General features: G+C 41.9%; 24 protein-coding genes. 12 read left to right on the top strand and 12 right to left on the bottom strand.

Annotated elements, in window-relative coordinates:
• Positions 1-11: 11 nt before the first annotated feature.
• Positions 12-809, bottom strand: coding sequence for a DNA-binding transcriptional regulator KdgR (gene kdgR, locus A9260_RS08045; protein WP_068697857.1), 798 nt, complete (start codon positions 807-809; stop codon positions 12-14).
• A gap of 205 nt (positions 810-1,014) precedes the next feature.
• Here kdgR and A9260_RS08040 point away from each other — a divergent pair, with 205 nt between their 5' ends.
• Together A9260_RS08040 and A9260_RS08035 are read left to right on the top strand one after the other, a co-directional pair.
• The gene (locus tag A9260_RS08040; protein ID WP_068697855.1) at positions 1,015-1,545 is read left to right on the top strand and encodes a YgjV family protein; all 531 of its coding nucleotides are present in this window, start codon (positions 1,015-1,017) and stop codon (positions 1,543-1,545) included.
• 11 nt (positions 1,546-1,556) lie between these two features.
• Positions 1,557-2,261 carry a DUF3047 domain-containing protein gene (locus tag A9260_RS08035; RefSeq protein ID WP_231892550.1) on the top strand — a complete coding sequence of 235 codons (705 nt, stop codon included), beginning with the start codon at positions 1,557-1,559 and terminating at the stop codon, positions 2,259-2,261.
• A gap of 43 nt (positions 2,262-2,304) precedes the next feature.
• Here A9260_RS08035 and A9260_RS08030 read toward each other — a convergent pair whose 3' ends face one another.
• The 3 genes from A9260_RS08030 to A9260_RS08020 are packed head-to-tail and all read right to left on the bottom strand — an operon-like array spanning position 2,305 to position 4,850.
• Positions 2,305-3,726, bottom strand: coding sequence for a TadE/TadG family type IV pilus assembly protein (locus A9260_RS08030; protein WP_068697853.1), 1,422 nt, complete (start codon positions 3,724-3,726; stop codon positions 2,305-2,307).
• A 9-nt stretch (positions 3,727-3,735) separates the two neighbouring features.
• A complete protein-coding gene (locus tag A9260_RS08025; protein WP_082957020.1) occupies positions 3,736-4,350 on the bottom strand; it encodes a TadE/TadG family type IV pilus assembly protein in 615 nt (204 codons plus the stop codon).
• 14 nt (positions 4,351-4,364) lie between these two features.
• Positions 4,365-4,850 carry a TadE/TadG family type IV pilus assembly protein gene (locus A9260_RS08020; RefSeq protein ID WP_231892549.1) on the bottom strand — a complete coding sequence of 162 codons (486 nt, stop codon included), beginning with the start codon at positions 4,848-4,850 and terminating at the stop codon, positions 4,365-4,367.
• Positions 4,851-5,306: 456 nt separating this feature from the next.
• On the opposite strand from A9260_RS08020, the gene A9260_RS17025 reads away from it, so the two are divergent.
• The 4 genes from A9260_RS17025 (at position 5,307) to A9260_RS08005 (ending at position 8,291) form a co-directional block, all read left to right on the top strand.
• Positions 5,307-5,459: a hypothetical protein gene (locus A9260_RS17025; protein ID WP_197485227.1), complete on the top strand. Its 153-nt coding sequence runs from the start codon at positions 5,307-5,309 to the stop codon at positions 5,457-5,459.
• A gap of 168 nt (positions 5,460-5,627) precedes the next feature.
• On the top strand, positions 5,628-6,518 hold the full coding sequence (locus tag A9260_RS08015; protein ID WP_068697849.1) for a LysR substrate-binding domain-containing protein: 891 nt from the start codon (positions 5,628-5,630) through the stop codon (positions 6,516-6,518).
• A 217-nt stretch (positions 6,519-6,735) separates the two neighbouring features.
• Positions 6,736-7,632: an acyltransferase gene (locus tag A9260_RS08010; protein WP_068697847.1), complete on the top strand. Its 897-nt coding sequence runs from the start codon at positions 6,736-6,738 to the stop codon at positions 7,630-7,632.
• A gap of 59 nt (positions 7,633-7,691) precedes the next feature.
• Positions 7,692-8,291: a LysE family translocator gene (locus tag A9260_RS08005; protein WP_068697845.1), complete on the top strand. Its 600-nt coding sequence runs from the start codon at positions 7,692-7,694 to the stop codon at positions 8,289-8,291.
• 47 nt (positions 8,292-8,338) lie between these two features.
• On the opposite strand, the gene A9260_RS08000 is transcribed toward A9260_RS08005, so the two are convergent.
• The 5 genes from A9260_RS08000 to A9260_RS07980 form a co-directional block, all read right to left on the bottom strand.
• Positions 8,339-9,520 carry a multidrug effflux MFS transporter gene (locus tag A9260_RS08000; protein ID WP_068697844.1) on the bottom strand — a complete coding sequence of 394 codons (1,182 nt, stop codon included), beginning with the start codon at positions 9,518-9,520 and terminating at the stop codon, positions 8,339-8,341.
• Between the two features lie 95 nt (positions 9,521-9,615).
• Positions 9,616-11,001, bottom strand: coding sequence for a sensor histidine kinase (locus A9260_RS07995; protein ID WP_068697843.1), 1,386 nt, complete (start codon positions 10,999-11,001; stop codon positions 9,616-9,618).
• Positions 10,998-11,684 carry a response regulator transcription factor gene (locus A9260_RS07990; protein ID WP_068697842.1) on the bottom strand — a complete coding sequence of 229 codons (687 nt, stop codon included), beginning with the start codon at positions 11,682-11,684 and terminating at the stop codon, positions 10,998-11,000. The genes A9260_RS07995 and A9260_RS07990 overlap by 4 nt, the downstream gene beginning before the upstream one ends.
• Positions 11,685-11,697: 13 nt before the next feature.
• Positions 11,698-12,273, bottom strand: a complete 576-nt coding sequence (locus A9260_RS07985; RefSeq protein WP_068697840.1) for a hypothetical protein — start codon at positions 12,271-12,273, stop codon at positions 11,698-11,700.
• 253 nt (positions 12,274-12,526) lie between these two features.
• The gene (locus A9260_RS07980; RefSeq protein WP_068697838.1) at positions 12,527-13,429 is read right to left on the bottom strand and encodes a 1,4-dihydroxy-2-naphthoyl-CoA synthase; all 903 of its coding nucleotides are present in this window, start codon (positions 13,427-13,429) and stop codon (positions 12,527-12,529) included.
• A gap of 220 nt (positions 13,430-13,649) precedes the next feature.
• On the opposite strand from A9260_RS07980, the gene A9260_RS07975 reads away from it, so the two are divergent.
• Positions 13,650-15,086 (top strand): M48 family metalloprotease, encoded by a 1,437-nt coding sequence (locus A9260_RS07975; RefSeq protein ID WP_068697836.1) that lies wholly within the window; start codon positions 13,650-13,652, stop codon positions 15,084-15,086.
• A 72-nt stretch (positions 15,087-15,158) separates the two neighbouring features.
• On the opposite strand, the gene A9260_RS07970 is transcribed toward A9260_RS07975, so the two are convergent.
• Both A9260_RS07970 and A9260_RS07965 read right to left on the bottom strand, forming a co-directional pair.
• Positions 15,159-16,217, bottom strand: a complete 1,059-nt coding sequence (locus tag A9260_RS07970; protein WP_068697834.1) for a DUF2955 domain-containing protein — start codon at positions 16,215-16,217, stop codon at positions 15,159-15,161.
• Positions 16,207-17,376 carry an HlyD family secretion protein gene (locus tag A9260_RS07965; protein WP_068697832.1) on the bottom strand — a complete coding sequence of 390 codons (1,170 nt, stop codon included), beginning with the start codon at positions 17,374-17,376 and terminating at the stop codon, positions 16,207-16,209. The genes A9260_RS07970 and A9260_RS07965 overlap by 11 nt, the downstream gene beginning before the upstream one ends.
• 266 nt (positions 17,377-17,642) lie before the next feature.
• Here A9260_RS07965 and A9260_RS07960 point away from each other — a divergent pair, with 266 nt between their 5' ends.
• Together A9260_RS07960 and udp are read left to right on the top strand one after the other, a co-directional pair.
• Complete coding sequence (locus A9260_RS07960; RefSeq protein WP_068697830.1) at positions 17,643-18,059, top strand: CBS domain-containing protein; 417 nt, start codon at positions 17,643-17,645, stop codon at positions 18,057-18,059.
• A gap of 335 nt (positions 18,060-18,394) precedes the next feature.
• A complete protein-coding gene (gene udp / locus A9260_RS07955) occupies positions 18,395-19,165 on the top strand; it encodes a uridine phosphorylase (protein ID WP_068697828.1) in 771 nt (256 codons plus the stop codon).
• Positions 19,166-19,254: 89 nt separating this feature from the next.
• Here udp and A9260_RS07950 read toward each other — a convergent pair whose 3' ends face one another.
• A complete protein-coding gene (locus tag A9260_RS07950) occupies positions 19,255-20,415 on the bottom strand; it encodes a Card1-like endonuclease domain-containing protein (protein WP_068697826.1) in 1,161 nt (386 codons plus the stop codon).
• A 220-nt stretch (positions 20,416-20,635) separates the two neighbouring features.
• On the opposite strand from A9260_RS07950, the gene A9260_RS07945 reads away from it, so the two are divergent.
• From A9260_RS07945 to A9260_RS07935, 3 genes are read left to right on the top strand one after another with little or no spacing between them, the layout of a single operon-like run.
• Positions 20,636-20,986, top strand: a complete 351-nt coding sequence (locus A9260_RS07945) for an HIT domain-containing protein (RefSeq protein ID WP_068697823.1) — start codon at positions 20,636-20,638, stop codon at positions 20,984-20,986.
• Positions 20,986-22,386, top strand: coding sequence for a COG3014 family protein (locus A9260_RS07940; RefSeq protein ID WP_068697821.1), 1,401 nt, complete (start codon positions 20,986-20,988; stop codon positions 22,384-22,386). The genes A9260_RS07945 and A9260_RS07940 overlap by 1 nt, the downstream gene beginning before the upstream one ends.
• The gene (locus tag A9260_RS07935) at positions 22,386-22,775 is read left to right on the top strand and encodes a YcfL family protein (RefSeq protein WP_068697819.1); all 390 of its coding nucleotides are present in this window, start codon (positions 22,386-22,388) and stop codon (positions 22,773-22,775) included. Before A9260_RS07940 ends, A9260_RS07935 begins: the two co-directional genes overlap by 1 nt.
• Positions 22,776-22,779 lie beyond the last annotated feature (4 nt).

The raw sequence follows: 22,779 nt of genomic DNA, 5'->3' as shown, positions 1-22,779 counted from the left end.
GAACTTAGCTATTAATCATCGAGATTGGTGACAGGGTAGTCGTGATAACCTAGCTGTTCTGAAATGCGTTTGCCTGCTTTTTGTAAAAGCGCGACATAATAAGGTTTGCGATTAATATCAAAGCGCACAGTTGGAAACGACACAGAAACAGAGGCAATAATATGGCCTAATCGGTCATAAATTGGCGCGGCAATACAGCGTAAGCCCGGCTCTTGTTCTTCGTTATCTTCGCCATAATGCTGGCTTGCCACTGTGTCCACTTCTGTCATTAATTGCTCAATGTTTTGATGTGTTTTATCAGTGTGTTGAATAAATTCAACTGGCTTAAGAATATCGATAGCGTCTTGATGAGATTTCCCTGCTAGCAATACTTTACCAATGGCAGTGCTGTATAGCGGGTTGCGTCTGCCTACGCGTGAATGCATGCGTAAGTTATAGCTAGAATCAATCTTATGTAGATAAATAATCGCCCCTTCGTCAAGCGCACCAAGATGGACGGTTTCGTTGGTTTGACGAGAGATTTCTTGCATTTCTTTATCGGAAATATCGATTAGATCAACGTGTTCTAACGCTTTTGCACCCAATTCGAATAATTTTAAAGTTAATGCGTATTTATCGGTTTCTCCCTCTTGAGAGACAAAACCCAGTGTTTTCATCGTTTGTAAAAATCGATAGGTGGTTGCTTTTGACATCATCAAATGCTGCGAAAGCTCAGATACCCCGATTTCTTTTTGATTGGCAAGTGCTTGTAGAATGTTAAATACCTTGAGTACTGATGATACCGCCTCAGGCTGTGTCGATTTGTCCATTCTCGTCCTTTATTGATTTCAACTTTAGCTAAAGTATACCGTCAAACTAAAAAGGAGTCAGTGTTTTAAAAACCCTTTTTAGTTTTTTAAAACCACGCTAGATAAGCAGTTCAAAAACAATCACAGGTGACTCTAAATCAGAGGTGTTTCGTACATTTTGCAGATATGATAGGTGAATAAATCAGTTTTGGGTGGGCATAACATAATGATGGAGCTTCATTTTTGGGGGCAAATAGTTGGATTTATCAGTTTTGCGATTGGTATTGCCGCTTTCTATCAAAAAGACGATAAAAAGCTAAAGATCATTATGGTCATTTTTAACATCAACCATCTGTTTCATTATTTATTAATAGGCTCTGTGATGTCAGCCGTCAGTACATTACTGTCAGCGTTGAGAACGACGACGGCTATATTTAGCTCATCAAAATGGATTGCTTATATATTCATCTTAATATCAGTCGTCATAGGCTGTACGATGATAGAAAGTTGGCATGATGTTTTACCGATTATGGGTAGCGCTATTGGCACATATTGCATTTTTCTTTTAAAAGGCATCCCGATGCGATTAGGATTCCTACTCGGTTCGTTTTGCTGGCTTGCTAGCAATATTATTGTCGGTTCCATTGGTGGTACTTTACTGGAAATTGTCCTTATAGGCTCCAATATAGTGACCATTTATAAAATGTGGAAAATGGACGAGCGCAGCCCCGTGATTGCCAATAGGATCAATGAATGAGGTTGGATGCAATGTTAGCTCAAATAATCAAGGTTAAGCCAAAGTGTATGACAGAAAAATGCCTATTACTGATTGCGCTATTGGTCAGCTTTGATGGTGAGAGTGCGTCGATTAATTTAACTAACATTGCCGACAATGGTATCAAGCACTGGCAAAGTAAAGATATTACAACCGCCACGCGTTACCACGTCACCCAGTATCAAGGAAGACCAGCGATTCACGCGGTGAGCCATAACTCAGCGTCCGGTTTAATGCTTAAAAAGCGTATTGATCTGCACGCTACGCCGTATTTGAATTGGTCTTGGCTTGCTAAACAAACCTTGCCTCATCTTGATGAACAGGAAAAACAGGGTGATGACTTTATTGCCCGAGTTTATGTGGTCATTGATGGCGGAATGATGTTTTGGAATACCAAATCCATCAGCTATGTATGGTCTAGCTCACAGGCGAAAGGGCAGGTATGGGATAGCCCGTTTGCGGGTTCAAACGTTAAAATGATGTCATTGAGAAGTGCTAAATCGGATACTCAGCATTGGTATGCTGAGAAACGAAATGTGTATCAAGATCTTGTACAATACTTTGGAGATAAGGGAAGTAATAAGGCTAATCTGCAAAGTTATCGATACATTGATATGGTCGCGATTATGACCGATACCGATAATAGCGGCGGTATTGCAGAGTCTTATTATGGCGACATTATATTGTCTTCCCGATAATGCACATGATTTTGTTCAAATAACGTTCGTGATCTCACCCTGATTACAAGGTTAATCGGATGATGACATCAAGCATTTTATCAAAGCAAGGCCCTAAGTCCTTTTCATCTTCGGCGTAGCAATACAAACCTTGTTTTTGATCCGCTTCAAACTCATCCGCTGTATTTGTTCTATTGAGCATGCCGGGATCATTGGCCATACGATATAGCATATCCTCACCCGTACCGTGTCCCATATTATCTTGCAGAGCATCACCTAAACCCAGAGTGAACACATAAATGCCATCCTCTCTGGCTTGATAGGCCATTTTCTCGGGAAGATCTCGAGAAATCTCTCTTATTAGCGTTTTAAAATCGCCTTTATTTGAGCTATTACCAGAGTAGGTATAAGTGTCATTTCCGGCGCGAGGCCCACCTGTTAATGAAAAACCTTGGTAGCTGTCATTAGCTGAAATAGTGACGTATTTGTAAATATCATCACCATCACCGTCAGTAATATAGCTGTCAGAATTACTGCCGTTTTCTCTAACGATTTTACCATTACTGAGCGTGTAAGAAATTCGTTGCATTATGACGGTGGGATCCCACAGTCCGCGCGCTTCAGAGTTTGTTGTCGAGATGGATGCAAGGTAAGAGTCGTTGTTATCGATGATAAAGTTAGAAGTAAAGGTGTTAGGCGCACCATCGGTAAAGACCACTATCACTTTTAAATTAGCCGCAATGGGATCATTAGTATCAAACTCAGCATATCCTTGATAAAAGCCTTCTGCAGTATTGGTAAAATGGTTATCCCCATCGGTTTCGTATTGCATGGCATCTATTTTGTCGTCAATATCACCGCTATTGAAGCTTCGCTGTGCTGTATTAAATGGTACGACAGCTTCTGCACCCATACCGTACTGTGTGACGGAAACTCTATCAAAGTCTGGGTTAAAGTTGCTTAAAAATTCTTTTGAGCGCATTTGCACTACATCAAATACATCACTAAGCGATCCAGAATTATCAACAACAAGGGAGATATCAACAGGTCTGCGAATGGTCTCGGCTTCTACGCCAATGGGCCAATTATCAAAACCCAGCAGTTGAATAAAGGTGGTTGGCATATCAGCGGTAGCGCTGATAGAAATTAATATATTATCGTCATCATCGTAGGTGAATATAGGGGTAGATAAAGAGGGATTACTTTTTTTTAGTGCATCCGAAATATTCACATCAAAGTATTTTTGAGCCGCCGCTGTAGCATTGGCTTCACGCAGTGTCTTGCTCGCTCCAGTTGAAACGGCGCGCGCGGCGGCAATTCCGGCGGCATCGACGGCGGCAAATAGCTTAGCCTGCATACTGTAGGCTCTACCTGAATCTATGGCTAATCCAGCCATGATTAACAAAAAGGGCATGGCGACAACGGTTAATAAAACCGCGAGACCGCGCTGATGCTTTGCTGTTTTAGATTGCTGAGTCTTATCCATAATGACTCCTTATAAATAGGTCAATTCTTTGATAGTAAAATCACTATCAAATATTAGAGTTGAAATGGGCGAATAACGATAGATGACCTCGACGACATACACTGATTCTCCGCTGTCTAACTGCAGTGGGAAGTTGGTTAATACAGGGTCGGTATCACCTATGTCACAAGTGCCATTATCTGAGCCTCCCCATTGTGTGCATTCATCCCAAGTTGAGCTTTGTGCTGAGTAGCCAAAGTCTCCCCACCGATATTGTTGATTTAATACCGGATCAATAGGGTTACCACTATCGTCTTCTCGGCCAACGACGAGGTTAATGTAGATGATTCCGTCTTGATCTAGATTGAGAGGGTCTGAGGTAGAGGCAATGGTATCCATTACTTGTTCAGGGGTTTGCGAGCTGTTGCGAGAGATTAAGTTGGCGCCCTCACGACTGATACTAATAATAATATTGTTGGCTTGAATAACTTGGGTAAGCTCGAAAATACCCATCATAATAAGCAGTAAAATCGGCACGATAAAGGTCATCTCAACAGAGGCAAGACCTTTAACTCTTGAATAAGAGGGTGCGAAATGAGAGGGAGCTGAAGAAGAGTGCTGTGGGTAAGAAACTGGAGTGTTCATTGATAGTTCCTTTATCAAAATGCTTCGTTTTTCATGGCAGTTTTTACGGTGAACTTGTATTTACCTTCGGTTAATAGAGGATAAATAATTGGGCTGACCGTAGGCCACTCACAAGCTATTTCAAGTACGATGGCTTCTCCTGATGTGCCGAATGTACCATCAGTAATATAATTACCATTTGAGCTGACTTTGATTCCATCGGTAATAGCTACTTTAGAGAGGAGTCCGTTTGACGTTAAATTGATCTTTTGTAAAATAGCTTTTGCACGTTCTTGGCTACCGTCTTCATCTTCATCAGGGTCTAAATCATTTCGGCCAGTAATGGCATAACGGGCACCTTCGCGAACGGCGTGCTGCATGGTTAATTTGACATAACCGTACAATGCAAAATCAACAATAGTAAATAGCAAAGCAAACAGCAGCGTTGCCACAATAGCGAACTCTATTAATGCAGCGCCGATTTGTTTAGATCGCCTTTTCTCTCTTCGAAAATGAAACACAGCCATCCTCCATGTGAGTCCACAAAATGAATAAAGACCAGCACCTCGGTACAGCGTGATAACCAAATTGTGGTGTTATACAAAACAGAACACTACATCATTAAATAGCAGTGTCTTTTTGCTAATTTTTATCCCTACACAAGTAATATTATAGTGTGATCTGCGGTGCGTAGTATGAAAAATGTACGATCTGTAGTGATTTAATGCTCAAGGTTTATGGGGTGTTACTTAACATATTGTTATCGTTGGCTTTGATATGGATATTTAATTTAGAGTATTAATAATAAAATGGGGTTTGTTGTTAGTGGGTTGTTCATCTTATGAGATAACGACCAATACATAACGATAATTTAGAGCATGCTCACATGAATATAATGGGTATTTGATGTGCATTGTTTCATAGTGGTGTACTCTATTTATACTGATTTGAATCTGCTGTTGATAAGGAAAAGTCGTATGCAATTATCAGAGATTTTAAAGGTAAACCGTGTTGATGAGCGTAATAAGCAAGCTCAGGAAAGAGCAAAAACTATCCCTAAGTTTTTAGTATTTTATGGCATTTTTTCTGCTTGGTGCGCCATTGTTGTTTATTCAACAATGTCTCATTAATTTAATATGATGGACATAAATGTTAAGGCTTAACATGATGCAAATGTTAAGCCCTGTTCAATTTATGTCTATATCTAGCTTCTATGAAATCTAACTTTAGCCATCTAGACGTTTACATGTGTAGGTGAGAAAGGTATGTTATCGGTGTTGAGATAACAAGGATGCAAGATGTTAGAGTTAAAACATTTAAGGACAATGCAGGGGCTAGCTAAATTTGGCTCTATAGCCGCGTGTGCAAAGAACCTACATATCACTCAATCTGCTATCTCTCATCAACTTAAAGAGTTAGAAGTTCGCATTGGTGCGCAGTTATTTTATCGAAAAACTAAGCCAATCCGATTTACCTCACAAGGCCAGTCGGTGATTACTCTTGCCAATAGCGTACTACCACAAATAGCAGCGACAGAGAAAGAGCTTACTCAGCCAGAAATTAATTCCCGCTTTACATTAGCCATTGATTGTCATAGTTGTTTCCAATGGTTATTGCCAACCATTAAACAGTTTCAAGCATCGTTTTCTTCTCTGGATGTCGATCTTGAAGCGGGTTTTCACCAACACCCCTTAGAGCGTTTACTTGCAGGTGAAATTGATGTGATGATTACTTCGGATGTGGAATCTCGAGGTGACTTACACTTTTTGCCGTTATTTAGCTACGAGCTTAAATTAGTCATGAGTATCGATCACCCTCTTGCTATACAAAATCATATTGATGCCAACGACTTATCTTCCACGGTACTCTTGACTTATCCTGTCGATAAGCGGCGCATGGATGTTTATAATTTATTTTTAAAACCCAACCACTGTGAGCCTCTGAAATGGAAAAAAGTCGATAATACTTCGACATTATTGCAGATGGTCTCGGGTGGTTTTGGCGTGGCGGCTCTTCCTGAGTGGGCAGTACGCACCTTTGAAAATCAAGAGCTGATCACAACACGTTCATTAGGTAAGGGAATACGTCGACACCTTTATGCCTGTGTAAGAGTGACAGATAAAGAGTGTGAGCATATTCAAGCATTCGTTGAGATGACCAAAAACAGACATGCAGTAAGTAAAAAGTAGTAAAAAAGCATTAAAAGAGGGGGCAGGTTGCTATGGATATACTCTCTGTCACCAATAGTGCTTTATGCCATATATGTCCTTATAGATAGACTTGAGGGTTAGTTTGTTCGTTATCTGTGCATATACGTTATTTTCGATACAGAAAATGCATTTTTGAGATTAATCTACTTACGATTCTGATATATGATTACGTCTTCACAAGCTAGGGACCCAGTAGATGCTTAAAAACATACAGATGATCACGAATGTCTTTCTGGTCATGTTAAACACAGCCTTGACATCATTTGTAGTCAGTATTTTGGCCATCATCAAATTCATATTGCCATTCTCAGGGGTCAAAGTTGCCATGAGTAAACTGGCAAATAAACAAATGTGGCTGTGGGCAACATTCAATTTGTGGTTGCTTAATGTGAATAATAATATCGACTGGCAGATAGAGGGTGGTGAAGGACTTTCTACTCAGCAGTGGTATTTATTGATTTCCAATCATTTAAGCTGGGCTGACATTGTTATTTTATCTTCGGTAATGAAAGACAAAATTCCGATGGGTAAGTTTTTGCTTAAGCGCAGTCTGTTGTATGTCCCGTTTGTTGGCTTGTCGTGCTGGGGACTAGATATGCCGTTTATGCGCCGTCATTCCCATGAATATTTAGTTCGTCATCCAGAGCGTCGAAATGATGATTTTGATGCCATTAAAAAAGCTTGTGAGAAATTTAGACGCGTTCCAACCACAATGATCAGTTTTGCTGAAGGAACCCGTGCCAGTTTAGATAAAATGGCGACCGCTAAAACCCCTTATCAGCACTTGTTAAAGCCTAAAACGGGTGGTGTTGCATTTACGCTAGATGCGATGAGCGAATTGCTTGACGGTGTCGTTGATGTAACTTTAGCCTACCCAGAAAACCGCGAAGACCCATTTAGTGACTTACTAAAAGGGCGCTTAACCAAAGTAGTCGTGAACATTAAAGTTCATGAGATTGATGAAAACTTAAATGGTGATTACTTTAATGATAAAACCTTTAAGCGCGCGTTTCATCGCTGGTTAAATGTAGTGTGGCAAGAAAAGGATGAATATCTTAAAGAGCTGTATTCATCTCATCAGAAAAACGACTAATACCAGCCACTTACTTAACTGTAATTAATGGTTAGACAACCAAATGGATCGCGAAATCAATGGAACTGTTCTCTGCACTGCTGTTATTTGCATTTTCAAGTACAATCACTCCCGGTCCTAATAATATTATGATTATGGCATCGGGAATGAATTACGGCGTTCAGCGCAGCTTGCCTCACTTTTTCGGTATTTGTATTGGTTTTCCAACAATGGTAATTGCCATTGGGCTTGGCTTAGGGGCGGTATTTACCTGGATGCCGGTGCTGCATGACGTGATTAAAGTTCTTGGTATTATTTACCTATTGTATTTAGCTTGGAAAATCGCCAGCGCTGAAACTGCTTCATTATATTCTAAGAAAACCGACCCATTTACTTTTATCCAAGGGGCTCTATTTCAATGGGTGAACCCAAAAGCTTGGATTATGGGGATGGGCGCGGTAGCCACATTTACGAGCCAATCTCTTAATATTTATGCGCAAGTGGGTTTAATCGCAGCTATATTTTTGCTGGTGGCTTTCCCTTGCGTTGGTATGTGGCTGGTTTTTGGCTCTAAAGTGAGAGGATTACTTTCTCAGCCTAAACAGCAAAAAATATTCAATGTCTGTATGGCGATTCTATTGGTGCTTTCTATTGCACCGGTCGCGTTCGAATACATCTAACTAACTGTCTAACTGTCTAACTGTCTAACTATCGAGCAAGGTTAACTTTAGCCTTGTGGTACCTCAGCTTTAAATCCTCGGTGAATATTCAAACTGGTGATTAAAGCAAATACTGCGATTACGCAGCCCAATTGCCATACTTGGCTAAGCCCCATATTCATGAGTGCCATGCTCACAAGCGATGACACAATCATTTGTCCACCGCCAGACATAGCGGCGGCAACGCCTGCTCGCTTGCTGTATGGCTGCATGATCATCGCTTGAGCACACGGCATAGCCAGACCATTCCCCAATACTAAAAACAGCTGTCCAATCATCAGCCATAAGGGCTCAATAGGACATGAAATTAGCCAGATAGCGCTAAATATATGTACAAAAGGGGCGATTTTTAAAGTGTTATGAATCCCAATTAAGGATCTTAAGCGATTGCTTAGTGATGCGCCTATCAACATGCCTGCGGTTGGGATCAGTGCCCATAATGCATAGGTGTCTGAAGTCATGCCAATTTGATTTTGCATGATAAAAGGCATCAGAGAAATGGTCGTGACAACTAAACTAAAGTTAAGCCAAGCAATACTCGAAAAGCTGACAAAATACTTCGATTTTAGCAACCCTTTATATTGATGATACATCACCTTTGGTGAAGGGATTTCTTTTCGATGGTGCATGGTTTCTTTGAAATTCATCATCAGAGCTAACCACGCCACAGCGACATAGCAAAGCAATGTAATAAAGACCATACCCCAACCAAAGTAATGGTTTATGAACCCACCAATAACAGGAGAGGCAAGTGGGGTTAAAGAAGCGGCCATTGCAATATAAGAAAGAGCAGTAGGTAGCTGATCGCCAGTATAGCTATCTCGTGTGGTGGCTCTTGCCAATACCGCGCAGCACCCAGTGCCTAATCCTTGTAAGAATCGACCCAATATCATTGCATGAAATGAATCGGCAAAGACAATGATAAAAACCAAGCCTAACATGGCAAGAATAAGCCCACAGAGTAGTACTTTCTTGCGCCCTAGAGCATCGGATACTGGCCCATAGATGAATTGTGAAGGACCAAAACCCAATAAGTAAATACTGACCAACAGCTGCGCTTGATCAAGACTGATATTGAAATCTTTGGCAATCCACGGCAGGGAAGGGAAAACTAGCCCCATACTGAACTGACCGATACTGATGATTAAACAGGCGAGAAATATCGGTTTCTTACGAAAAAGGTGAGTCATTGGTGTCTACTACGCTGTGTTTGCCGATGCAAACCAAACAAATAAAATTGAACCAAAGGTTCATCAGCAGTATACCAAGCTTGAGAGCTTATGACTTAGGCTTTTGTGTGAGGTAATTGTAAAGTTATCTTTAACCCTTTATTTTGTTCTGGGTAACTAAAGCCAATATCAATACCCATATCATGACGTTTTGCTACAACTGCAACTAATGTTAGCCCTAGGCCATGCCCCGGTGTATTACGTGATTTATCTGCGCGATAAAGACGCTGTAAAATTTTCTGCTGTTGTTGCTCAGCAACGCCAGGCCCGTCATCTTGGATGATAAGGCTTTCGGGAGTTAGCGAGATACTAATGGTCGAATTTTCTGGGCAGTATTTATGCGCATTATCCAATAAGTTATACACCAAACGAAACAGCAATGATGGTTCACCTTGAAAAGCAACCGACTGTAACTGCATATTCAGTGATTGCTGCTTCTCCTCGAGAGCAGGCTCAACAAGATCGGTGGCATCGGTGATGATATTGGCGAAATCAAGGCTGACAAAATGGCTTTTGTCATGGTCAGACTCTAACTTACTCAGCTCAAGCATGGCGTTAAAAGTATGCAGCAGAGAATCAAACTCATCATTAATCTGCGCGATGAAATCAGGACAAATGGGTTTATCTTCAGGCCAGTGTTCTATGGTGGATATGCGATTTTTAATTCGAGTCAGTGGCGTTCTTAGATCATGGGCAATAGCATCGGTAACACTTTGAATTTGCGTGATAGATGATTCAATTTCATCGAGCATAGCATTAATGTAATGGGCGATATTATCCCACTCATCATGAGAATTATTGGTCGTAATACGGCTATGAAAACGTCCTTTTTCTATCTGCGAAACAACCGAATGTATCCCATATAATTGAGCTTTCATTTTGCGACGAATAATCCAACTTGGGATAAGGGCGATAAAAAAGGTACAGATAAGGACAATAATGGCAGCGTTTTCAAAGTTGTCTTGCACTTGCCAGAGATACTCACTGTCAGTGGCAACTAATACCGAATAGCCTCTTATTTCAAACTGGCACCCTTCTAAAAGTACGATACCTTGATGATCTCGCACCACCGGAAACGGCTCTAATGTAGGGCAGTGTGGCAGTGTCTTGGGAAAATGGTTTAACGAGCCATGTAATTCACCCGAATCACTGCGCAGTACAGTAATAATGCCTTGCGGACTATATAAAGTATCATCAAGAATTTGCGGTAAAGTACTGGTTTTATTGGCTTCGCTGGCACTTTGCAACTGCTGAGCGTGTTGTAATAAAATTTGTTGGCGTGATTTAATCAGTGGTTGAATGCTTAACTGATAGATACTAAATAGCGCAACGGCCACTGCAAGCCAGAGCATTGCGGCAATAGATAATGATAAACGCCAAAGAGAATGCTTGCGCCAAGTTGAAATAATTACTTGTTTAGCGCGAGCATACAGAGTCTTCATTTGATTTTGACCATGCGATAGCCTGCGCCGCGCACCGTTTCGATTAAGTTAGGGTTTCCTTCACTTTCTAACTTTTTTCTTAGTCGCGCGATATGGACATCAATAACATTGGTTTGAGGATCAAAGTTGTAGTCCCAGACGGCTTCAAATAATAAAGAGCGGGTGATAACTTGTCCTGCATGCTCAATTAAATAACGTAGCAGCTTAAATTCTTTAGCTTGTACATTGATTTTTTTTGATGCGACAAACACTTCCTGAGACAGAAGATCCAATTGAATGTGGCCATTATTTAATTGGCTTTGCACGCCTTGTGGAGCGGTTGTTGCGCTGCGACTGGCCAATATTTCCACGCGAGCAATCAGTTCGGCTAACGCAAAGGGCTTAGTGAGATAATCATCACCACCGTGTTTGAGCCCTTTTACTCGTTCATCAACGCTGTCTAAAGCGCTAAGAATAAGCACTCGCGCGGCATTTTTTGCTGCGCGAAGTGTTGAAAGTACGGTGAGACCATCCAGTGCAGGTAACATGCGATCTAATATGATCACCTGATATTCACCCTCAAGGGCCAAAAACAAACCATCTTGGCCGTTATCTGCTTGGTCTACTTCCCAGCCTTGCTGCTTGAGAGACTGACAAAGATACTCTCGGGTTTCTTTGTCGTCTTCTATGATGAGTACTTTCACCCGTCGTGTATTCCTATTTATGTTTGTGGCGGCTCATGACCGGAATTTCTTCACCTGTTGCAACGTTAACCAGCAGTTTCTGGATTCCCTTTTGAGCACTAACCAGTTTAATTTTGTAAAACACAATGCCTTTTTCAGTTTCCAACTCGGCTTCTAGTGTTTTTGCCGCATACTTGTTTTCAAGCTCTATCAGAGTCTTGATGATATCAAACTGCGCCGTTTCTACCTGTGTGATCGCATGACGATCTTCGCGATCTAGGTCACTAAAACCAAAAGTGGTTAGATTTTTTGATTTGTCTTTTAAAAGTGCGCCATCATTTACTGCGTAATTTAATTTATGCTTGTTACCACCGTTAATATCAATGATTTCAAACTTATACACAACTTGAGTGTCTTTATAGTCATCAAGCTCAACTTCGGTAATCACCCCATTGGAAACGTTGCGAACCTTTGGTGCAAGGGTAGAAATAGACTCTGTACCTGCATTGAGTGCCATAAGGCTAATCGCAGCTTCTTGTTGGTCATTAGCATGAGCAAATGGAACAACACAAAGAAGACTGGCAAATAATCCGGCTTTAAGTAGTTTCATAGTTGTGTTCCTCAGTTAGTAATTCAGTGGATAATAGTGAGCAAGCGCATGAGTCATTGAAAATAAAATACTATAGGCTGCCGCGCATATAATGAGTCCACGTCGATGTGTGCTTTTCATTTTCGTTGTACTCCCTGTGCTTGATATGGAATAACTATAACGTGCTGAGGTAAACTGAAGATGGAGGGAAGATTAAATATAATTAATCTTCCCGATAAGTCAGAATTTTAGGACTTAGACTTAGATCTAGGGGTTAGTAATGCCAAGGGAATTTAGAAAAATCTTTGGCGCGTTTTTCTAAAAAGGCATCACGCCCTTCTTGTGCTTCGTCTGTACCATAAGCTAAGCGTGTTGCTTCGCCTGCAAACAGTTGTTGTCCAACTAGGCCATCATCAGGCAAGTTAAATCCATATTTCAACATGCGCATAGCGGTTGGTGACTTGCTATTAATTTCCCTTGCCCAGCGCAGAGCTTCGGTTTCTAAGTCTTTATGTTCAATGACTTTATTGACCATACCCATTTCAAATGCTTCTTGGGCGGTGTAATCAAAACCACAGAAGAAGATTTCGCGAGCGCGTTTTTGTCCGATCATTTTGGCTAAATAAGCTGAGCCATAGCCCGAATCAAACGATGCGACATCAGGATCGGTTTGTTTAAATACCGCGTGCTCTTTTGAGGCTAAAGTCAGGTCGCAAACAACGTGCAGGCTGTGACCGCCACCGACTGCCCAGCCTGGTACGACAGCAATTACCACTTTAGGCATAAAGCGAATTAAGCGCTGTACTTCTAAAATATGAAGTCTGCCCATTCTTGCCACATCGGCAACGTTTTCGCCATCCCCTTCATATTTATATCCATCACGACCACGAACGCGCTGATCGCCACCAGAAGAGAAAGACCACTGACCTTTCTGCGACGGACCATTACCGGTCAGTAGCACGCAGCCTACATCAGACCATTGTCTTGCATGATCAAGAGCGGTATACAGTTCATCAACGGTTTTTGGTCGAAATGCGTTGAGGCAATCGGGACGATCAAATGCGATGCGAACAGTGCCTTGAGTTTTGCTTCTGTGATAGGTGATATCTTCAAAGTCAAAGCCGGGTACCGATTCCCATAATTCCGCGTTAAAAATAGCTTGCGTGTTGTCAGTCATGATGATTCTCGTTATATGTTTCTTTTAGGCTAGGAAGTTGGCCGTTGCCAGTCAATATGAGTCTATGATTTGTTTGAATATTTTTTAAGTATGGCTGTTTATTTGTGCAATCTGAGCATATTTGAATCTAGGTTTATGAAATAGTGTGATTAGCAACTATCTTACTTTGTCACTTTTGTTATTATCGATTGATATGCAACAGCTATAAATCAAGGATGATATGAGAACGATAATAGCAAAAAAACCATTACGCACCTTAGCTGTGTCAGGATTAATGTTAACGCTTACTGCATGCAGTGTGAGCACCGATTACGATAGAAAAATTGGTGCAGAAAATGCGGCCGCCGTTGAAGCGCAGATGGGCACTTATGACCGCAATAATATGCAAGCCTATGTTCAACAGATAGGCGCTCGTTTGGTCAGTCATATAGACAATCCAGAGTTCACGTTTGAGTTTCATATTGTTGATGATGCTGCGCCTAATGCCTTTGCACTGCCTGGTGGTTATATTTTCATTTCCCGAGGCTTACTGAGCTTAGTTAATAACGAAGACGAATTGGCCTGTGTGATGGCCCATGAAATCATTCATGTCACCCAGCGTCACTCAATCAAGCAAATGCAATCGAGCGTATTACCAAGCATTATTGAACTTCCCGGTAATATTGTGGGTGGGGTGATCAATGAAGATTTAGGCAACCTCATCAATGCACCAATCACAACCGGCAATAGCTTATTGATGGCAGGCTATAGCCGAGGTCATGAAAGTGAAGCGGACAAACTGGGCATCCAACTTGCGGCCAAGGCAGGGTATGACCCGCTGGCAATGAACAGCATTTTAAGTCGCTTAAATCAAACGGTTGAGATTGAAACAGAGCACCCTTCTGAGAGAAGTTACTTTGATTCACATCCATTTACCCCAGATCGTATTGCCGATGTGACCAGTGAAGCTAAAACATTGAGCGTGGCTGATATCTCACCAATTCATCAAGACTTTGTTTCGCAAATTGCAGGGTTAGTGGTTGGTGATAATCCAAACAAAGGACTATTTCGAGACAGCACCTTTTTACAGCCAGAAATGAAGTTTGTCATCGATTTTCCTGAAAAGTGGGTCACGCTAAATCAAGCATCAGCAGTTGCCGCTATTAATAAAAAACAAGATGCTGCGGTGGTGCTAAGCCTTGCCTCTAATGAGTTTACCGCCAAGCAACATGCGATGCGTTTCTCTAATGAGATCCAAAGGCGTTATGGCGTGGAGCTTGATGTGGATGAGCAAGCATTAGAGTGGGGCAGTTCACTTTATAGCGTGACTTTAACCAATGAGGAGAAGGGCGCAAATAGCTACATGACACGCAGCTGGATTAACCTAGGCATTGATACTTATCAGTTAATCACCATCGCGCCAGAAAACACTCGCGCTACAGTGGATAAAAGCGCGCAAACATTTCGTCCTATCACCGATGAAGAGCTCGCTTCTATTAAACAGTTAGAAGTGAAGATTGTGCAGGCTAAAGCAGGTGACACCCTTGATGACTTGATTAAACAAAATGACAGTCAGAGCCCTGCGGCTTTGCTGGCGGTGATGAATGCTTTGGATGAAACGGAGCATCTTGAGCCTAACCAGAAAGTAAAATTGGTTGTTGAAGCGGATTACCTGTAACGGTATTGAGGTTGCACGAATAAGCGAACTGAAGGCTTATCGTGCAACTGCTTTATGCTCTTTTTGAACGATTTAATGGGTTTTTGTTGGTGACTTTTTATTAAAGATAAAGGCATCCAGAATACGCAGTGTCACCACAATATAAAGTATCGCGAGAGAGATAAATAATATCCTCGACACTAAGGCACTAATAAAGTCTGAATCTGCACCCATGTTGCCGTTGATTAGTACGATAACGCAGGTCATGGCTGAGCCATAATATTTCCCCGTTGGGTTACTAGAAAATATATTCATGCCCATATACAGCGCAATGCCAAACATTAAAATAATGAAAAACTGAAACAGCGGTACAGCCACTAGAGCCCAATAGAAAACAAACGCAATTGCCCCCCCTAATACAGTCGAAATAAGTGAATTTCTTCCTGCTTCCTTACCAGCACTTAACTCCGGTTTTAAGGTGAACATGGCGGCAAAAATCATTGTCAGTAATAAATCCGCGCGAGCGTAGGTGATACAAAATGCCACGATCGGAAAGGCGACCAAGGTACTTTTTAAGGCAAATTGTGCGGCAATGGGAGAATAAGTATGACTAAAAGGCTTGGCCGGCGGGAAATTGACTTTTTCAGTGTCGGGGACGACATAATACATCACAAAGACAAACACGATGGCCGCCCATGCAGAGCCCACAAACCCTAGTGAAAAGCCAATGGCTAACCCTTCTGACATGGTATTAAGCATCGGCAGTATCAAGATAGATAGCATCAACATTAGGGTCAGCCAAAATGATCCACCGCGATTGAGATAGTAATAAATATAAAACAGTGAAACGAACATTAGCAGTAAGAAAATGACCGGAAACTTGATCAATACAACGGAAAAAAGCAAACCAAAACAAAAACCTTTTACGGTATTAAACAAGGCCATCAGCAATTGTTTTGGGGTCATTTGACCAAGAGGCATCGACAGCAATAAGGTGGTAAATATCGGAAACAAAAAAGCCAGAGGCCAGTTAATGGCATAGGCGATGGCAGCGGAGGCTGAAACACCGACCCCAAAGCGCAATTGACGCACCATCATCGCATCTTGCATAAGGCTCTTAATCGATAAGAAGGGCCTTTTATTAGTAGACATAAGAGATCCAACTCAGCAATCGGATGTAGGTTTTGGCAATTCCAGTCAAAATAATATTATCGCTAGAGTAAAACTGCACATCGGCTTGCCCACCTACGCGGCGCAGACCGGCGGGTACTTGTTCATCAAAAGAGACAATAACAGGAAAACGCTGCGGGTCACGTAGCCAACCTGAACTGGATTTGACTGACACTAAGCCGCCAATCGCATCACTTGAACCACTGGCAACGGCAAAACCAATACTGCGAACGCTGCCCTTATAGATTTTACCTGGCGTGACATCCAATGAGATTTCAACAGGGTCACCTATTTTTAAATTTGCTAAGTTGTTTTCTTTTAGATTCGCTTCTATCCAAATATCGTCAGCATCGACAAAGGTCATGACAGGTGAACCTGTATTCGCATAATGGCCTACGTCGACTTGCAAATTGGTAATGCCGCCGGTCGTGGGGGCAAACACTTGAGTTCGGCTTAGATTTAACTGCGCTTGTTGCAGTTTTGCCATAGCGGTTCTCACTCTAGGGTTTGCTTCCCCTTCAGGACCTAAAGATTGTTTGGCTTTGTCTAAATTTGCCTTGGCACTTCTTACTTGGGATTTAGCTTGTTTAATGGCTGCGCGCGCTTTATCACCATCTGATTTAGAATAGAGCTTACGTTGCTCAAGCTCAAAAACACGAGCACTTTGCACCATGACATGCTCTAGATTCGTTTGCGCTTCAACTACACCAGCTTGAGCGGTGACCACACTTGCCATGCCTGCGCCTATTTCTTGTCCGGCCATTTCCACTTCGGATTCAGCCAGTTCAATATTTAATTGGTAATCGGCAGGATCAATTTTAAATAGAGGGGAACCCCGCTCGACAATGTCATTTTGCGCAACATTGACTTCAACTATCTTGCCTGAAATTTGTGGCGTAATAGGGATAACATAGGCATTAACACGGGCTTCATCTGTCCACGGTGTTTGACGGTCAGCAATGAGATACCAAGTGAAAATCAGTGCTGCCACAATAAAGACATTACGTGTGAGTTTTTTTACTGGGTCGTCATTTTTTGTCGGGGTGCTATCTGCACTTTCAGCGTTAATATCCTTGTCAACGTCTTGTGGGCTCGCTTGTTCTTGTGTCGCGGTCTCTTGCGTTACTTTATCGTCGCTCATTTTTGCCTCTATAGCTAAATCAAATCCTTTTGTCTTCTTAAAATTTAGCTTGTTTTTCGTTAAAAAACAGACAGTTTGAAGAAATTATCATGAATAAAACAATAAATTTTTGGTATGACGTTGTTCAGCATTGAATTGGTGAGTAAAACAGGAGTATTTGTTGGTAGGAATGGCTAATCAGTGAAATAGGTAAAAACAATTTAGTAATTCTCTGAATATGGTCGACAATTAATGAATAGAGTGACTTGCATGAAAGGAGTTCAAAAATGCAGTTGTTAAAAGTAAAAGATTATATGAATCATCAAGCGGTGACATTTACCCCGAATATGTCACTATCTGCTGCCTTAAAAAAAGTGCTCAATTCAATTCATGTTGGTGGACCGGTCATTGATGACCAAGAGCAAGTGGTCGGTTTTTTGTCTGAGCAAGATCTGCTAGATAAACTGATTAAAGTCAGCTATCACTGTCAAGATACGCATATAGTCAGTGATTGTATGTATCGAGAAGTGCTTTCAGTCTCTCCAGAAATGTCGATCATTGAATTGGCGGATATGATGAAAGTGGGCAAACCCAAAGTCTACCCAGTGGTCGATAATGGCAAGCTAGTGGGCATTATTTCACGAAGTGATGTGCTTAAAGCTGTGGGGGCATCCATTGATGCTTGTTTTAAAAACCCAATTTAGTTTTAAAAGTACATAATTGTCTTCTCACTATAAAAGCCTCGATTGTTCGAGGCTTTTTTATTTCTACTCGTTGTGAAAATGGCAACACGTTTCTATTCGATCCATTCTACAATTGTGGCAGTGGAAATGAGCGCCATTAAAATGGGCTAATGAGAATAGTGGTAATAGAATAAATGAAAATGAAAACTGTGATGGCAAACGTTTAACTATGAAATTGCGGGCGTTAGGAACATAAACGCTGTGAAGTGAATCACGATAGCTCGCGGGTTGTTTGTTTAGAGTGAATACTAACAATGAAGATGATTAGAAACTTGTAGCATTAGAAGGGTATGTCAATGGCAACTGAACAAAACGTGTTTCATCTTGGTATCAATAAGTCCGATTTACAGGGCGCGACACTGGCGATTATTCCAGGCGACCCAGCTAGAGTTAAACGTATTGCTGAGTGTATGGACAATCCTTTATTTCTCGCCAGTCATCGTGAATATACCGTCTACCTAGCGGAGTTATCAGGGCACAAAGTGGTGGTGTGCTCTACTGGTATTGGTGGCCCATCAACCTCTATTGCTGTTGAAGAGTTAGCCCAATTAGGCGTTGATACTTTCTTGCGTGTTGGCACTACTGGCGCAATCCAGCCTCATGTCAATGTGGGTGATATGATTGTCACTACCGCATCTGTGCGCCTTGATGGCGCGAGCTTACACTTTGCGCCGATGGAATTTCCGGCTGTTGCTGATTTCGATATTGCACTGGCCATGAAAGAAGCGGCGGTCAGTGAAAAAGCCAATGTGCATATGGGGGTGACCGCTTCAAGTGATACCTTCTATCCAGGCCAAGAACGCTACGATACATTCAGCGGGCGAGTGGTGAAGCGCTTCCAAGGTTCTATGCAAGAATGGCAGGATATGGGCGTATTAAACTTTGAAATGGAATCTGCGACGCTATTAACTATGTGCGCAAGCTCTGGTTTGCGTGCAGGTTGTGTTGCTGGGGTAATCATCAATCGAACTCAGCAAGAAATCCCAGATCAAGCCAAAATGAAAGACATTGAAGTGCTGTCTATTCAGACGGTCATCGAAGCGGCCAGACGCGTATTAACGGCGTAATGATATTAACTAAGCCGTAATAACAAAAATCCAGACTCAATAATATTGAATCTGGATTTTTTAGTTATGGATAATAGATCTTATCGGTATTAAATAACGTCGATACCACCGGCTTTAACCAGCCACTCTTTTAAATGGAGTTTAAGATCTTTGAGTTCTTCAGGACCAATTAAGCCCAATCCTAAATCCATTGCTCGGGTAATATCGTTATAGCGAAGCGGTCTGAAACTCACCAACATTGCGCGTGCTTGCAGCCCGCCAAGAAGGTCTCGAAGCGATTCCAACTTATACAGCGTATCATCACCGTCATCACGCATACCTTTGGTTTTACACTCAATGATATGCAGCTTGTTATTCACAACGGTCGCGACATCCAGCTCATTTCGAACTTCTTTATCGCCAATTTTTCGTGTGACTTGAACATTCAATGAGCAGTCTTGAATTGTGCTGAGCTCTTTTTCTACCGATTTGATTTGAGTATGAACGTAAGACTCTAGCCACTCGCCATTAGAGAAGCGCCTTGCTTGCTCTGAGCGGAAGACAAGGGTACCAGCATGATATGTCGCCAGTTCTGCATCCACTAAATCTTGCAGCAAAATATTAAGTTCGCGATAACCTTGCTGTTTCTCTGACAGCTCGACATCGAGCTTTTGCTCTTTACGGCAGGTCGTGGCTAAAAAGTTAAGAGTGGCAAGACCGGGGCCTAACTCTAAAGCGTGGCTTGCCCACTTTTCACAGATCTTCAATAATGCGCTATCAATTTGAATGGCTTCGTTGGGATCCGGGAATTGAGCTTGAGCGCCAAAGATAGTGAGATAGTCGGCAATGGTAATTCGATCTTGAACCTGCACATCTTTGAAGCTATTAGGGTACAACCAGCTTAGTCGATCACTGTTTGGCTCCACAACAAAAATAGGCCATTTGTAGCTACGTACAACTTCATAGACTGAGAGTAAACGGTGGCGAAGTCCGCAGCTTGCATTGAGTTTGATGTCATCGCCCGACAGTCTGAGACGTTCTGCCAATTGAGTGATTTCTTGTTTGATTATTGCGGTATCGGAAACATTTGAGATTTCAAAAAATTCACTTTTGATGCCTCGCATATTAAGTACTATGCTGAGTTTATCGAACATAGGCTTTTGTGTTGAGTCGCCTATAAATATTGCATGACGGCTTAAGGCTCTATCATCGAGTAATGGAGTGACCAATCTAATTGGGTCCTTGTCGATGATACCAAGCTGGATTGGCATAAAGTGTCCTTCTATTTCACTTATAGAATTCGTCGTAACGAATGTGCTTGATCATCTTATCTTTATAGATAGGGTGGGTATCTAAAAATTATGACTGTCGTAATTAATATTAGTTTCCATTTTTGAAATTACTTCTTTATTTTTAACCCTATATGAACATTGCATTTATTCAGGTCATGATGCAATCTTGATGTATCTAAAGATCAGGGTAGACAAAACAATGACTGAAGAAACAATTTTTAGCAAAATCATACGCCAAGAGATAAAAACAGACCTACTTTATCAAGACGATTTAGTGACTGCGTTTCGTGATATTAACCCTCGTGCACCCTCTCATATCCTAATTGTACCCAACCACGTTATTGCTACGATTAATGATGCAACAGAACAAGACGAACGTGCTTTGGGCCGACTATTTACCGTGGCTGCAAAAATAGCAAAACAAGAAGGCATTGCTGAAGATGGATATCGCGTAATTGTTAACTGTAATTCCTATGGCGGACAAGAGGTTTACCATATACACATGCATCTTGTCGGTGGTAAGCCACTAGGACCCATGCTGGTTGGATAATGTTGTTAAATAAAAAATCATTTCGTTTAGCATTGATTGTAACAAGCAGTATCGCTATGTCTGCTTGCGCCTCTTTGACCGCGGGTAATGTCTTTAGTCATTACACACCGCAAAATGAGTCGGTGTATAAAGCGGTGCAACGCGGACAATACTCCCAAGCTGAACAAGAACTACCTGATTATCGAGCTGGTGACATTCTCGATAATATGGAAAAAGGTCGAGTGCACTTTCTTGCCTCTGCTTACCCTAGTAGTAAAGCTTCTTTCGAACTCAGTGATAAAGCGGTGCGCGACTGGCAAGATCAGCCGGTGGTATCGGTCAGTGATACCGCAACCAATGTTGGCGCGCTAGCCGTGAATGATAATTTAACTAATTATCAGCCGGCAGATTATGAGTTGGGTTTTTTACATCTCTATCTTGGCTTGAATTATGTCCAGCAAAATAGCTTAGAAGGCGCAATGGTCGAGATGCGCCGTGCCAACCAAGTGCAAGAGCGAGCAGAAAGAAAACGTGCTGCGGATTTAAAATCAGCAGAATCGGACATGAAAAAGAGCGGTCTTAGCCCTAACTTGGGCAGTGTCCTGTCTCGTTATCCTGATGCTGGAGATAAGCTTAAAGCGGTTCAGAACGGCTACTTATTGTATTTATCTGCATTGTTGTATGAAACACAAGGCGATCCTAACAGCGCCTATGTCGATTATCGCCGAGCGCTGGCTGTGGCACCGGATAACAAACAAGTGATTGATGGCGCGTTACGAGTGGCGACACTGCTAGGAATGCGTCAAGACCTTAAATTGCTCACCAAGCAATATGGGTCATACCATCCGTTACCCAAAGGTGAGGGGCGCGTAATCATTATTGATGAGCGCGGCGTAGTCAAAGCGATGGATAACTGGAGACTGACAATTCCGGTTGATGGTAGTAGTAGCATGGGGCTCTATTCGGTAGCTTTGCCCTATTACAACGACACTGCACCACAACGTTTTGGCGCACTGCAACTGGATGGAAAAGGCATTGATGGTGACCAATTAGTTGATGTCAATTTAATGGCAAGTAATCAGCTGTCAGAGCAAATGCCGAGCATATTACTGCGTCAGGTTTTACGTGTCGTAACAAAAGATAATTTGCGCAGAGAAGCGGCTAATGGCGATGATGTCACCAACCTTCTATTTAATGTGTTCAATACCTTAACTGAGCAGCCCGATACTCGAAGCTGGCAATCACTTCCTGCTGAGGTCTACAGTTCTGGTGCTACACTTGATGTAGGCTCACATGAACTATTTGTACAAGGTAAGCCTTACCATTTTGAGGTAAGGGATGGGCAGACCACATTAGTATGGTTATCTCGACAGGGTAATAATGTCACCCTCTGGCATAAACAATTGGGAGCGATAGAATAATGAAAAAACTGGTGCTACTGCTGGTCACATTAGTGGCTGTAGCGGGTTGTTCTCCAAATACCGCTGGTTTGAGAGTTGATGGTAAAAGTCAAAAAGTACTTTTTGGTGATAATGTTTTAGGAAGCCGCCTCATTGTGGATGAGATTGCGACCGTTGAAAAAAATGATAGAGCAAGAGGTATTGTAACTGTAAGTAGCCATTATAAAGGTGACTTACGTATTCAATATCGCTTCTATTGGTACGATGATAATGGTTTAGAGGTCAACGCCAAACCTTCAGCATGGCGACAAGACGTCATTCGTGGGCTTGAAACAAGATCTTTCTCAGAAGTATCAATTAATCCGGAAGGTACTCAATTTAGAATTCAAATCCGAGAGTCGGACAACTAAGGAA

Origin of the sequence: Vibrio sp. UCD-FRSSP16_30 (assembly GCF_001676025.1) — a bacterium.
In the GTDB taxonomy this organism is placed as follows: Bacteria; Pseudomonadota; Gammaproteobacteria; order Enterobacterales; family Vibrionaceae; genus Vibrio.
This window is presented reverse-complemented; position numbering and strand designations above follow the sequence as displayed.

Coding starts and splice junctions, on each gene's coding strand:
- udp (WP_068697828.1), top strand. CDS start 18,395: ATGGCAACTGAACAAAACGTGTTTCATCTTGGTATCAATAAGTCCGAT.
- A9260_RS08025 (WP_082957020.1), bottom strand. CDS start 4,350: ATGAACACTCCAGTTTCTTACCCACAGCACTCTTCTTCAGCTCCCTCT.
- A9260_RS08015 (WP_068697849.1), top strand. CDS start 5,628: ATGTTAGAGTTAAAACATTTAAGGACAATGCAGGGGCTAGCTAAATTT.
- A9260_RS08000 (WP_068697844.1), bottom strand. CDS start 9,520: ATGACTCACCTTTTTCGTAAGAAACCGATATTTCTCGCCTGTTTAATC.
- A9260_RS08005 (WP_068697845.1), top strand. CDS start 7,692: ATGGAACTGTTCTCTGCACTGCTGTTATTTGCATTTTCAAGTACAATC.
- A9260_RS07945 (WP_068697823.1), top strand. CDS start 20,636: ATGACTGAAGAAACAATTTTTAGCAAAATCATACGCCAAGAGATAAAA.
- A9260_RS07975 (WP_068697836.1), top strand. CDS start 13,650: ATGAGAACGATAATAGCAAAAAAACCATTACGCACCTTAGCTGTGTCA.
- A9260_RS07965 (WP_068697832.1), bottom strand. CDS start 17,376: ATGAGCGACGATAAAGTAACGCAAGAGACCGCGACACAAGAACAAGCG.
- A9260_RS07995 (WP_068697843.1), bottom strand. CDS start 11,001: ATGAAGACTCTGTATGCTCGCGCTAAACAAGTAATTATTTCAACTTGG.
- A9260_RS08040 (WP_068697855.1), top strand. CDS start 1,015: ATGATGGAGCTTCATTTTTGGGGGCAAATAGTTGGATTTATCAGTTTT.
- A9260_RS07950 (WP_068697826.1), bottom strand. CDS start 20,415: ATGCCAATCCAGCTTGGTATCATCGACAAGGACCCAATTAGATTGGTC.
- A9260_RS07970 (WP_068697834.1), bottom strand. CDS start 16,217: ATGTCTACTAATAAAAGGCCCTTCTTATCGATTAAGAGCCTTATGCAA.
- A9260_RS08010 (WP_068697847.1), top strand. CDS start 6,736: ATGCTTAAAAACATACAGATGATCACGAATGTCTTTCTGGTCATGTTA.
- A9260_RS17025 (WP_197485227.1), top strand. CDS start 5,307: ATGCAATTATCAGAGATTTTAAAGGTAAACCGTGTTGATGAGCGTAAT.
- A9260_RS07935 (WP_068697819.1), top strand. CDS start 22,386: ATGAAAAAACTGGTGCTACTGCTGGTCACATTAGTGGCTGTAGCGGGT.
- A9260_RS07980 (WP_068697838.1), bottom strand. CDS start 13,429: ATGACTGACAACACGCAAGCTATTTTTAACGCGGAATTATGGGAATCG.
- A9260_RS07940 (WP_068697821.1), top strand. CDS start 20,986: ATGTTGTTAAATAAAAAATCATTTCGTTTAGCATTGATTGTAACAAGC.
- A9260_RS08030 (WP_068697853.1), bottom strand. CDS start 3,726: ATGGATAAGACTCAGCAATCTAAAACAGCAAAGCATCAGCGCGGTCTC.
- A9260_RS07985 (WP_068697840.1), bottom strand. CDS start 12,273: ATGAAACTACTTAAAGCCGGATTATTTGCCAGTCTTCTTTGTGTTGTT.
- A9260_RS08035 (WP_231892550.1), top strand. CDS start 1,557: ATGTTAGCTCAAATAATCAAGGTTAAGCCAAAGTGTATGACAGAAAAA.
- A9260_RS07960 (WP_068697830.1), top strand. CDS start 17,643: ATGCAGTTGTTAAAAGTAAAAGATTATATGAATCATCAAGCGGTGACA.
- kdgR (WP_068697857.1), bottom strand. CDS start 809: ATGGACAAATCGACACAGCCTGAGGCGGTATCATCAGTACTCAAGGTA.